This is a genomic window from Paenibacillus sp. FW507-14B1B, from assembly GCF_058781425.1.
The window spans coordinates 1-12,965 of sequence record NZ_JBYSWS010000012.1; the positions used below are offsets into that span (position 1 = coordinate 1).

The 12,965-nt window shown below is 44.6% G+C and carries 10 protein-coding genes; all 10 read left to right on the forward strand.

Annotation, left to right across the window (positions count from 1 at the left end; genetic code table 11):
• Positions 1-4,203 (forward strand): RHS repeat-associated core domain-containing protein (locus tag AC3WJJ_RS25445; protein ID WP_492544904.1); only part of this gene is annotated, 4,203 nt, incomplete at its 5' end.
• A gap of 32 nt (positions 4,204-4,235) precedes the next feature.
• A complete protein-coding gene (locus AC3WJJ_RS25450; protein ID WP_492544906.1) occupies positions 4,236-4,451 on the forward strand; it encodes a hypothetical protein in 216 nt (71 codons plus the stop codon).
• Positions 4,452-4,555: 104 nt separating this feature from the next.
• A complete protein-coding gene (locus AC3WJJ_RS25455; RefSeq protein WP_492544908.1) occupies positions 4,556-4,867 on the forward strand; it encodes a hypothetical protein in 312 nt (103 codons plus the stop codon).
• Positions 4,868-4,989: 122 nt separating this feature from the next.
• On the forward strand, positions 4,990-5,358 hold the full coding sequence (locus tag AC3WJJ_RS25460) for a DUF7674 family protein (RefSeq protein ID WP_492544910.1): 369 nt from the start codon (positions 4,990-4,992) through the stop codon (positions 5,356-5,358).
• 442 nt (positions 5,359-5,800) lie between these two features.
• A complete protein-coding gene (locus AC3WJJ_RS25465) occupies positions 5,801-6,631 on the forward strand; it encodes a hypothetical protein (RefSeq protein WP_492544912.1) in 831 nt (276 codons plus the stop codon).
• Positions 6,632-6,707: 76 nt separating this feature from the next.
• A complete protein-coding gene (locus tag AC3WJJ_RS25470; protein ID WP_492544922.1) occupies positions 6,708-7,061 on the forward strand; it encodes a hypothetical protein in 354 nt (117 codons plus the stop codon).
• Positions 7,062-7,084: 23 nt separating this feature from the next.
• Positions 7,085-7,831: an RHS repeat-associated core domain-containing protein gene (locus AC3WJJ_RS25475; protein WP_492544914.1), complete on the forward strand. Its 747-nt coding sequence runs from the start codon at positions 7,085-7,087 to the stop codon at positions 7,829-7,831.
• A gap of 12 nt (positions 7,832-7,843) precedes the next feature.
• Complete coding sequence (locus tag AC3WJJ_RS25480) at positions 7,844-8,134, forward strand: immunity 53 family protein (protein WP_492544916.1); 291 nt, start codon at positions 7,844-7,846, stop codon at positions 8,132-8,134.
• An 829-nt stretch (positions 8,135-8,963) separates the two neighbouring features.
• Positions 8,964-10,217, forward strand: a complete 1,254-nt coding sequence (locus tag AC3WJJ_RS25485; RefSeq protein WP_492544918.1) for an S-layer homology domain-containing protein — start codon at positions 8,964-8,966, stop codon at positions 10,215-10,217.
• Positions 10,218-10,239: 22 nt separating this feature from the next.
• A partial coding sequence (locus tag AC3WJJ_RS25490) for a DUF5704 domain-containing protein (protein WP_492544920.1) occupies positions 10,240-12,965 on the forward strand: 2,726 nt, incomplete at its 3' end.

A 12,965-nucleotide genomic window follows, 5' to 3' on the forward strand; every position in this document is an offset into this window, starting at 1 on the left:
CCGGGGAAGAAGCCAGGGGAATCCAATATAGATGACACCGTCTCTGAAGTGAATCCACGTGCGAACAAGACGGATAAAACCGTGGCGGATGGGGATGGTGGTGCAACGCGCCCAAGCGGTTCGATCGATGCAGACAGCGCTACACAAGCCGTGGCAGGTGGCGGTGGCGCGGCTGGAGCCCTAGGAGCAGCGGCCCTTGCAGCCAAGCAAGGCGACAAGACGGCAGAGGGAGTCGGGAAAATGGCGGATGCTAGTAAAGCCTCGAAGATGGATGATAAGGTGCCTTCCAACAAGCAAGGCTCTAATTCAATCTCCCCCGAAGCCGTGCAAAAGCAGGACGTATCCAAATCAAGAACCGAGAGCCGCGTTGAAGATCCGATTCATGCGGCAACGGGTTTCCAGTTCATCCATCATACGGCGATTACGCTAAATGGAGCGGCGGCATGGCCGGTGAAGATTATGTATAACTCCGGCTTGCTTCAGCCGGGACAGCTCGGAGTGGCTTGGTCTCATAACTACGAGCTTCGGCTGGAGATTGAAGAACAGCAGGAGATCGTAGATATTTGCTGGACCGCTGGACGAAAGAACCGATTTGAGCGTGTTGGCGAAGGAATGTATCGCAGCCGGGATGTCGATGTCTGCTTCGATGAGCTGTACACGGAGGGTGAAGAATGGGTGCTAAAGACCCGTTCACCTCGAGAAAGCTACCGCTTTAACGAGAGTGGTAAACTATTAAGCCATACCAACGTAGACGGATTGTCTCTAGATCTCAGCTATCAGGAAGAAGATCAACTGCACAGCCTAACCGATCGAGTGACCGGGCGGACGCTGCATTTTTCATACACAGCAGATGGCAAGGTCGAACGCATACAGGATGGGGACAACGAAGACGGAAGAATCGTTTCCTTTGCCTATGATACGAATGGATTCTTCCATCGGTTCACAGATGCCAAAGGATATAAAACCGAGATGACGCATGACGCGAATGGCCGAATTGTCACCCTCGCGGAAGAAGGCGTCATTCAGTTTGAGAATGAATTCGATGATCAGGCTCGAATTATTCGACAGACCGATCCATTAGGGGTTCCGGCATACTTGCATTATGATGAAGAAAGTCGTCCGGGGCATATCGTAACGACTCTCACCAATCGTCTCGGGGGTCAGCAAGTTCTTGTACATAATGAAGACCTGCGGCTTATCGAAATTCAGGCTCAGGACGGTGGCGTAACCCGGTTCACGTATAATGACAGAGGTCAAGAAGAGTCGGTAACGAATCCGCTCGGCGAAACCGTTCGCTATCGATACGATGATGAAGGACATTTGATCGAGCAGATCGATCCATTAGGGAACAGCACGCAGTACACCTATACCGCGGATCACCGAATTGAAAGTGAAACCGATGCAGCAGGTAACACGGTGAAATATATATATGATGAACAACACCGCATCAGCGAAATCCAGCGTCCGGACGGAAGCCATGCCAAGTGGCAGTATAATGAGTCAGGGCAGGTTGAGGTCTACAGCGATTACGAAGGAGCAGTCTGGCAGTATGTCTATGACGAAGGCGGCCAGCTGAACAGCTTGATTGATCCGGAACAGCGTCAAACCACGATTACCTTGGACGGTATTGGCCGAGTGAGCGGCTTAACCGATGCATTAGGCGGAACCGTACGCCGGATCTATGATGGGAACGATAACCTCAGCCAGATGATGGACGCCATGGATCGGACCTGGCAGACGCAGTATGATGCCTCAGACCGACCAATCCAGAGAACCCTCCCATCCGGAGCCACCACGACATATCGCTATAACGCGAATGGTATGGTTGAGCAAATGACGGATGCGCTAGGAAACAGTAACACTTTTACGTACGATGCAGAAAACCGCTTGATCGCTGAGCGCAATGCGCTGGGCGAAGAAACGATTTTGAGCTATGATCCAGTCGGGCGATTAACGCTCGTGACCGATCCGCTGGGCCGGACCATGCACTATAGCTATGATGGCGCCGGAAGACTTTCGTCCGTCATGGATGGCGAAGGACGACTTGTTAGCGAACTAACCTATGATGAAGCAGGCCGGCCAATTGCCTTGAAGGATGGACTCGGAAATGTAACCAAACGACGCTTCAATGCCTTGCATCAAGTGGAAGAGGAAGTGGATGCGGAAGGATTATCCCAGCGCTATCGGTATGATTCGCTCTATCGCTTAGTGGAAGTCGTTCAAGCCGAATTGGTAAACGGGACGGAAAAAGATCTGGCAGCGTACCGTCAGGAGTTTGATGGAGAGCATCGCCAGACGGCATATATTGATGCGAACCAGAATCGGACGGAGCTAAAATATGACCGCAGCGGGAAGCTGATCCGAGAGATTAATGCTGCCGGTGGAGCGCTTCAATATGCCTATGATGAACGCGGCTGGCTCTCCCAGAAAGTCAACGGCAGAGGACAAGCTACGGAGTATCGCTACGATGCGAGCGGACGATTAATCGAGTCGATTGACGAGGCTGGCACGGTTCAACTGGATTACAATATAGATGGTCACACGACGAACATTACTGAAGGCGAAGCACAGACCGAGTATCACTATAACGAAATCGGTGACCTGATCTCCAGCATTGATACCTTCGGGAACAAGCTACAATATACCTATGATGAAGCTGGCCGAATGACTATCCTAACGTATCCGGACGGACAGCAGGTGGAATACCGTTATAATGCCGCTGGCGAACTGGCGGAGGTCAAGGACTGGAAAGGCCGCTTGACCCGCTACCGTTATGATGCAAGCGGCAAGCTCATTGAAACGAAGCGTCCAAACGGAAGCCGAGAAGAACGAAGCTATGATGCAGCGGGCAGACTGGAGCGCCTTACAGACAATGATAGGCATGGCATTCGCCTGCAGCAGTATAATTATCTGTACAATAAGAGCGGTCTGCTAATCCAGGAAGAAGAAAAGCAGTACACCTACGATGGCTTGCGTCGCTTAACGAACGGCTCCTGGCCGGGACGAAGAATCCAGTATGCGTACGACCTAGCAGGGAATATTACGGAAATTGCAGATAACAAGGTACATACCGCCGCTGAATCCCTGCACTATACCTCAGACAACCGTATCCAGCGGCTTGGAGAATTCCCAGTTGAAATGGATGCCGACGGCAACCTGCTGTACATGACGAACGGTGAGAGTATGTCCGCCTATGAATACGATGCAAGAAACCGTCTGATCCAGACTGGAAAGCATCGCTACCGGTATAATGCTCAAGGCCACCGCATCGAGCAAACCATTCGAGGCAAGAGCACCCGCTATGTCATCGATGAATCGCAGGAACTCAGCCGCCTTCTGATGGAAATTGACCACACCGGAGAAGTGAAAGCACGTTATGTATATGGTCTAGGGTTGATCGGCCGAGAAGATGCCAACGGCCAATACCTGAGCTACCACAGCGATATGCGGGGAAGTACAACTTTACTGTCCAATGAACATGGTAAAGTCACGGACCGATATACGTACGGAATTTACGGTGAACTCGAGAATCACGAAGGACTAACGCACCAGCCGTTCTGCTACAATGGACGTGATGGTGTCATGACAGATAGCAACGGCTTGTACTACATGCGAGCACGTTATTACGATCCGAAGATTAAGCGGTTTATTAACCGTGATGTGATACGCGGAGACGTGCTGGACGGACAAACGTTTAATCGCTATGCTTATGTCAACGGAAATCCGGTGAGCTTTATTGATCCGTTGGGGTTAGAGAAAGGTAAGTTTGGTGGAGAGGACACTAACGGTAAGAAAGAACTTAAGTATAAGTTGGACTTGCAATTGTTTGCTTCTAAGGGTAATAGTGGATCTCCAGTTCCTAGAAAACCTCATGCAGGAAGTGATCCGAAGAACTATATTACGGAACATGCTCAAAAACATATATATAATCCCAACCAATTGTCCACACCAGGAAAAACGCAATATGGCAGGGACGTTGATGTGAAGAGAATAGTGGAAGACACTATGAAAAGACCAGATGTGGTAGAAACAAAGTATGCAGACCCAGTTAACGGACAAAAAGGAGTTACTGTTTATAAAAAAGAATATGACGGAAATATTAGCACGAACGGGACCCCAACAAACCAACATCGCGTTTTTATAAATCATGATAAACCAGAAAAATCATCTCATTTTCCATTGGTACCTCGAAAAAAAGAATGAATTGAAAAAAAATATGATAAGGTGTGGATGATATGAGTAAAAAGCTAACTTTTAGGTCGAAAATTCACGAAGCAAGAGACTTTGTATTGTACTATAAATATCTATCCTTTGATGAAGAGTTTGGGGCAGATAAGGAGCAACTGCTGATGGAATTTGGAAGAGTATTAGACTCTCTGCCGGAAACAGGTATTACTCCTGTAGAAATAATTAGTGAGTTAATAGAGAATTTTGGTGAATGTTATGAATAGTGTGTTTTTATTGAATATCTAATTTGTGAGAATTAAATAGTTGATTGAAAATGGACGTCAAATTTAGATAACTGTTTTTGAGTACAAGAAACCTTGAGTAGCTTTTGTTTATTCAGGGTTTCTCTATTATTATTGACCCGTTGGGGTTAGAGAAAGGTAAGTTTGGCGGAGATAAGACTGAGGGAACGGATAAAACTGTAAATGAAGTTACTAATCTTTTAGACAAAATGCCCGAATTTACTGGTTCTACTAGAGAAAAATTGTTATCTGCTGTTCAAAATGGAGATTTTCGAAAAATAGTAAATGAACTTTATAGGCCAGGTGCAATAGTTGGAGATGGCGGAACTGCTTCTATACTAAGAAAGGAGTTTTACGAGGGACTTCAACGCATCTACAAAAAGCGCAGGACCGGGTAAGGCAGTTAAATGATCTAGCGAAATCAGGGAAACTTGGCCTTAATGACTTAGATATACTTGATGCATTAAGAGATGATTTAGGGAATGCAATAAGACTGTTTAAATAGAGGGGCTAAGTGGTTATGAATAAAAAATCGGAAGAATTCTTGAGAACAATGTTAGATTTCTTACCGTCAGCTGATGATGCGTATAGAAAATCAATCGCGAATTATGGCGAGGTTCTAGAAACTATCATAATTGAGGACATCTTCATGCCTGAAATAATTAAACTATTAAGTGAGGAAAGAAATATCAATTTGTTAGAAAGTATTTTTAAATATTTTGAAGAAGTATCTAATGACGAAGATGCTCACTTAAAGAACATTTTTTCAATCACGGTATTGGAAATGCTCGGAAATGATAGATCGATTCTAGGGACTGCACAGAAATACATGGGAACTAGAACGTTACAACTTCAAATAGAAGCTGATAGAGCATTAGGTAGAATCTAGTCAGTACAGACTCATAAGATAAGGACGGTTATCCATTGGATAACCGTCCTTTATTCCGAGGCAGAGGAGGCCAGTGCCGAATGAATCCATCATTCAACCAATAACAAATGTAACTCATGTAATACCCGTACAAAGATTTATCCATTTCTGATGTACGCACATCAAATGCTTTAATTTTATAACCTAAATATCACTATTCCGATACATCAAACAGGTTGATTATGGTCAGACACCACCATGATTTATCTGTTTTTTGTTATCTTCGCTTTCTCTAAGTTTTTCAAATCTATACCGTCTGTAGCGGATTGTACTTCAATAGGTGGTTATTTCAACTATCACGATGGATAGAAAGACTACTGATAGTGAGAGGTTGGTTCAGCAAAGTAAAGAAATTTGTCCACAATGTGGAGAGCTGTAATATACCTATGATGAAGCAGGCCGTTTGACTACCCTAACGTATCCGGACGGACAGCAGGTGGAATACCGTTATAATGCTGCTGGAGAACTGGCGGAGGTCAAGGACTGGAAAGGCCGCTTAACCCGCTACCGTTATGATGCAAGCGGCAAGCTCATTGAAACGAAGCGTCCGAACGGAAGCCGGGAGGAGCGGAGCTATGATGCAGCAGGCAGACTGGAGCGCCTTACAGACAATGATAGGCATGGCATCCGTCTACAACAGCATAATTATCTGTACAACAAGAGCGGTCTGCTGATCCAAGAAGAAGAGAAGCAGTACACCTACGATGGCTTGCGTCGCTTAACGAACGGCTCCTGGCCAGGCCGAAGAATCCAGTATGCATATGACCTGGCAGGGAATATTACGGAGATTGCAGATAACAAGGTGCATACCGCCGCATCTTTGCACTATACCTCAGACAACCGTATCCAGCGGCTTGGAGATTTCCCAGTTGAAATGGATGCCGACGGCAACCTGCTGTACATGACAGACGGCGAGAGCATGGCCGCCTATGAGTATGATGCAAGGAACCGCCTGATCCAGACTGGAAAGCATCGCTATCGGTATAATGCTCAAGGCCACCGTATTGAGCAGCTCATCCGGGGGAAGAGCACCCGCTATGTCCTTGACGAGTCTCAAGAGCTCAGCCGCTTTCTGATGGAAATTGACCATAACGGAGAAGTGAAAGCACGTTATGTATATGGCCTAGGGCTGATCGGCCGAGAAGATGCCAACGGCCAATACCTAAGCTACCACAGTGATATGCGGGGAAGTACGACTTTACTGTCCGATGAGAATGGTAAAGTCAAGGACTGATATACGTACGGAATTTCGGTGAACTCGAAGAATCACGAAGGACTAACGCACCAGCCGTTCTGCTACAATGGACGTGATGGTCGGCTCGTGGCCGGGCCGAAGAATCCAGTATACGTATGACTTGGCAGAGAACATCACGGAGGTTGCAGATAACAAGGAGAATACCGCCTCTTCTCTGCACTATACGTCAGATAACCGTATCCAGCGGCTTGGAGATTTCCCTGTCGAAATGGATACGTGCGGCAACCTGCTCTACATGACAGACGGCGAGAGCATGGCCGCTTATGAATATGATGCAAGGAACCGCCTGATTCAGACCGGAAAACACCGCTACCGGTACAACGCTCACGGCCACCGTATTGAGCAGACCATCCGGGCAAGAGCACCCGGTATGTCATCGATGAATCGCAGGAGCTTAGCCGAGTCCTGATAGAGATCGACCACACCGGAGAAGTGAAAGCACGTTATGTATATGGCCTAGGGCTGATTGGGCGAGAAGATGCCAGCGGCCAATACCTCAGTTACCACAGCGATATGCGGGGAAGCACGACTTTACTGTCCGATGAACACAGTAAAGTGACCGACCGCTATAAGTATGGAATATATGGAGAGCTTGAGAATCACGAAGGACCAACACACCAACCGTTCTGCTACAATGGTCGTGACGGTGTCATGACCGATACCAATGGCCTGTACTACATGCGGGCACGCTATTATGATCCGATGATTAAGCGATTTATTAACCGAGATGTGATACGCGGAGACGTGCTAGACGGGCAAATGTTTAATCGCTATGCTTATGTCAACGGAGACCCGGTGAGCTTTATTGATCCGCTGGGGTTATTTAAGTGTCCTAATGGGGGAGATAAGAATACTGAGGGGACGGGTAATGCAGGTACACCTAAAGCTGGTGGGGGCAAGAGCAAAAACAATATGAAATATGACCCTGATGCAACAGGTGAACATTCAACTTTTAAACGTGACCCTCAAACAGGAGAGATAACAAATTGGCAGAGATGGAATAAATCTGATCCAAGAAATCCAAATCCATTTACTCCTGGGGAGAGATATGATGGTAAGGGAGCAGGACACTTTAATAAACAAACTGGCGAAATGGTAGATACCCCTCACGTTAATGACCCCAAAATACCAGGAGGAGTAAGAAAACCGTATCCTTGGGAAATTCCAGGGAAGCCTTGAGGAGTGTAAAGAGTGGAGATTTTAAGATGGTTGCAAGAGTGGTACGCTTCACAGTGTGATGGAGATTGGGAGCATGGCGGTGGTATTAGAATTACCTCCATTGACAATCCCGGGTGGCATGTTGCGATAAGTTTGGGTGGGACGGAGATGGAGAATAAACAGATGGATGTAGTTCAATTAGATCGAACCGATGAGGACTGGATTTATTGTAAAATACAGGATGGATGTTTTACTGGTGCGGGAGGTCCAGGAAATCTTGAGGAGATACTAAAAACTTTTTATCAGTGGGCAACAATTAATTAAGTTCTATATTGGCCTTGATCGGCTTCCATGCCTTTCAGGGTTTCTTTTTTGGAGGGGTGTGAAGAATTAATTTAATATTCAACCAATAACACATATAACCCGTGTAATACCTGTGTGAAGATTTCACCACTTTATTTGTACGCACATCAGATGCTTTAAAATTATCACCTAAATAACACTATTGCGTTACAATGAACAGGTCGATTATGGTCAGATACCACCATGATTGACCTGTTTTTGTTATCTTCGCTTTCCCGCAGATTTCTTAAATATGACTGTCATAATATAAACACATAAAATGATGTATAGAATGAGAAGAGTATGGCCGCTATTTTGAGTATATATGTGCTTTATAATTCATCACTTAGGGAAAGGGGTTAATCTAGTGTTTAGGTAGTTTTGGTCTTGTATTTGATGATTTAATAGTTTTGGTGAACCCTGATTGGCTAATGCCTTTCAAGGTTTTTTTGTGTGGCTATCCAATGTCGAAAGAACCCTTCACCCCAACCAATTATACATTTAACCCCTGTAATATCCGTATGCGCTCAAATACAAGAAATTATGACATTGAAAATGTCGAAGTCCTCCTAGTTATTTGTCATAAAAACACTTTTTTTGAAAGGAATAATACTATTTACCTACCTTATCCAAGAATTTAATGGTAAAATATTGATAGTGTTGGGAAAAAAGTTGTATTTTTCTGCTGATAATAGGAAAGGAGGACTTACATCAGGTTAGACCATCATAACTAGAATTTAGGCAATTCAATGCAGTAAACAAGGTATAAACAACGATATAGTTAATAACAACTAACGGGAGTGAATTACATATGAAGCTTGTCATAAAGAGCGCACTTGCTGGAGCATTAGCTTTTGGGGGGATATTCGGATTCTATGGTGCGGAGCCTGTGGATGCCGCAGTTAAATTCAAGGACGTTCCTACCAACCACTGGGCCCAACAATCCATAGAGAACGCCGTGAATAAAGGTTACTTTAAGGGCTATGCCGACGGCACCTTTCGTCCAAATTCCAATATCACAAGAGCGGAGTTCGCTGCCCTGATGGCGCGGATATCGAACAATAAAGTATTAGATGGGGTTGGTTCTTTTTCAGACACCGAGGGGCATTGGGCCGAGTCTGCCATCGTGAAAGCAATGGGTATGGGTTACATTTCAAAAGGTGATTATCCTAACGGATTTAAGCCAGGAACCTCTCTCACAAGAAAAGAAATGGCAAAGTGGATGGCTTCTGGGTTAGCGGCAAGCAAAGCTGATTTTAAGCAGGCTTTATCCGATACCCAAAATACATTAGTGCCCGTTGCCGAATACCATAAAGGCGGCTTGAATAAATCAGATTATCCTTACGTCTCTGTAGTGTTAGGAACTGGTTTAATGGCAGGATATCCTGACGGAAGCTTCGGTCCAAGTAAGACGACAACGAGAGCTGAGGTTGCTGTAATTCTTGCCAGATTGGATCAAGTGCAGAAGAAGCAGGCAAGCTCTTTTAGAGACTTAAATGAAATGCGTGAAGTTGGTTTGACGGGGACAAATCTGACTACGGCTACTCCACATGTGTATGGTCAATATGCAGATACCAAAAAATTCACTAGTTTCGATAGGATTGCTAATAAACCATACATCATGATGTATAAACGTGGAGAAATGACAGTTCATAGAATGATCGTAGCTGATGTAGTCGCTAAAGGAAATGCTAGAAACCTCTATGCAAAAATGTTTATAGGTAAGGATTTTTCTTGGCCAATTGATAAAGATTATTACAATGTATTTTTAGAATCTACTGTGGTTCCTAGTGACAATACCTCTCTCAGTAATGCAGCTTTCCCTACGTCTACCCTTTATAATTTCACACAAGGAAGGGGATTCAAAAGTAATACTTTAACTAAGTTTGGAATCATTGCATTGCCAGAATCCGATGATTTCTTGAAAATAGGATTTTTTAAAAAAGATGTACCTCGTAGATTCTGGATGCATACTTATCTAAATAGAGAATGGACAGATAGACAAAATGGCGGCGAAATGGGAAGGAATAACACATATGTTAGATTTTCAATACCGCAATCTTAAAGAATGATTAGAGGAAATAATTATGAAGAAATATATTGTTCTTCTTAGTATGTTAATCTGTGTCTCTATATTCATCGGACAAAACACAGTTACAGGAAAGCCAATCACCGTTACCACTATAGATGAGAAAGATAAGTTGCCTTTGGGACCACCGAAATATATACCGGAAAAAGGACCAACAGCTCACCAAAAAAGGATATACACAGTTGAAGGTATGCGAGATTCTAATCCTGGTGTTTATTGGTATCAACTCGATAGTGGGAAATTTCGAGCGGATAGTTATCGTGCAGAAGGTGGGGTCGTACATACAGATAATGTAGGGACCTCTAACGATCCTTATCCAGGTGTAGCAACGGTAGTAGATAAAATCGAAATGAGAAATAATCCTTTGTACGAACCACATGGATATGCAGATTATCAAGGGACACCTGTTAGTAAAAATAAGATGACAAGTCCTATTATTGTTAAGGTTGAAACTATTGATAAACGGCAAGGTAAAGACTCATTGATTACAGCTCTTGATATCACCGACTTAAAAACAGCTGTAATGATCACTTCGGAAACCGGAAAAATCCCAAATTCGGATCAGTATAAAGAATTTAAAAACGAAGACACAGGAAATAAGGCTTGGAGTGATAGTTGCGGATGTTTTTTACCTTGGACTAAACACGTTTTTGGATACTATACCCCTATAAATATTTTTTGGAGAGGGGATGTAGTAGAACAGAAAAAGATAACTCTTACAGGGAAAACGAAGTTAAAAGTAGGAGAAGAAACCAACCTCACGGCTGCTGTTGCGACGATAAATGAAGGACAAACCGAATATGGAACACCAGTTAACGTTTCGACAGGATCTAATTGGAATTCAGATAACAAGGCGGTCGTGGACCTTGTTGGGCGTAGCGGGAAAATTATAGGTAAGAAAAAGGGTACTGCAAAAATCACTGCCGTTTGGAAGAAAGATGAAGCTGATCCGAAATTAGATTATGGATATGAGCTAACGGCGACCATTGAAGTTACAGTTGAAGAGGATGGGGAGATATGTAGTCCAGGAAAGCCCGGATGTGAAGAACTACCCCCACCTACCTGTACAGAACCGACACCAGGCACAGTCATGTCCGGAAAGTTCATGGATCCTGTGGTGACGGCCATGATCAAGGCGGATAAGCGAGGTAACGAACCGTTTGATGTATTGCAAGGTATACCAACATCTGAGAGTCTGTATGGGAATGTTTTTGCTAGAGAATATCTCTATCAGAATGAGTTTGTAAATATGACAGGTGTCTGTAACTTTACAGTGCAGGTGGAGAAAGAGTGGACCTTAACATGGGACCCTGGAAAGAAAGTCACGGTGAATGGTAAGGAGGAAACGGTTCCAGATCCACAGTCGAAACAAGAAACGGTTTCTCAGACTCATGTCATTGAACGCCCTTACTCGTATTGGGTTATTGATAATTTAGAAGTATATAAGATTCAGCAAGGCGTACTTGAGAATTATGCTTTACCCGGCGAGAAGATAACTATTTATCCGGAAGGATATCACGAACCAGATTTCGATGCAGAGCAAACAGGTGATTATTATCCACCGGAAGATCCAGGTGTTGTTGAAGCACCGGGAGATAGTAAAGATGGAGGAAAGACCGAACCATCTCCACCGAATGAAGACTTGAAGAGTTATGCTGAGGAGGCCGTAGGTAAAGTCGAGGTTACCAATGATGCTCTGGATTTCAATAGCCAGAACATCATGAATGGAGATCGAGTCGAGGAAACGGGTCCTACACCTGGCAGTATCCCAGCACCTACGGAAATTGATGAGGATGTATTATACAGTCCTAATCATATGATTAGCAGCAATAAGCTCAATCGGGCGAATACGACCAGCAAGGGGACTATTATTTATAGTCTGATGCCTGGCAACATTAACGGTGGCAGTGATCAAGAATTCCCGATCTACGAGATCAACACCGTTACGGTTCATACTCCTGTTGTTAACTATTCTTCCGTCACGGATGACTGGCCACACAACCAGAAGACGAATCCGAACTATGACCGAGCCGCCTTTATTCTAGAACGGCCATTCACGGTTCGAATCCCAACGAACGGCCAGCACACCAATTATCCGGGCTACGGAGACCGGGACTACGCGAAGTACTTCCGAACGAAGCAGGTCCTGTTTCCTTTTGATGTGTATAACGAAAGACGTACCCAGTTCATTCCGAGAAATACCTGGATTGACATTCCTGTAAATCAGCTGGATACCACATTTTATTTGCCTGTGTGGGTAGACGAAGGAGATTATCAGGTGTATTTCCGTAATGTTGCCGAGAACGCACCGAGTGACTATAAGAATCAAGACGAGCAGGATGCAAACCTGGATTTAATCCATCACTTGGCTAGCGATGAGGTTTCCGTTGAGGTCATCGGACGATTATATGATTTTCGAATTACGGATATCGCCGATTACAACTGGGAGAAAGTATTCCGGAGGCAGGTAGGAAGCAGTGCTCCGACAGGAGTTTCCTACTGGATTGGTACAAAAGGGATCGATGGAGAACCTCGGGGCAACAAGGAGATATTTACGACGGTAATCCGTCCGGGAAGTCATCCGCTACAAGGATATAAGAATGTAGCGATCAAGACGGGGTATCATTTCAAGTTCGACTTTAAAACCAAAGGGAATATGTTTGATCCCTATGACAGCATTCGTATAACACCGAGCTTCTATTTTGTAACAAAGGATGGGAAGAC

What these genes read in the sequence shown, in the direction of transcription:
- AC3WJJ_RS25470 (WP_492544922.1), top strand. Translation starts at nt 6,708, where the DNA reads ATGGTCGGCTCGTGGCCGGGCCGAAGAATCCAGTATACGTATGACTTG.
- AC3WJJ_RS25485 (WP_492544918.1), top strand. Translation starts at nt 8,964, where the DNA reads ATGAAGCTTGTCATAAAGAGCGCACTTGCTGGAGCATTAGCTTTTGGG.
- AC3WJJ_RS25460 (WP_492544910.1), top strand. Translation starts at nt 4,990, where the DNA reads ATGAATAAAAAATCGGAAGAATTCTTGAGAACAATGTTAGATTTCTTA.
- AC3WJJ_RS25450 (WP_492544906.1), top strand. Translation starts at nt 4,236, where the DNA reads ATGAGTAAAAAGCTAACTTTTAGGTCGAAAATTCACGAAGCAAGAGAC.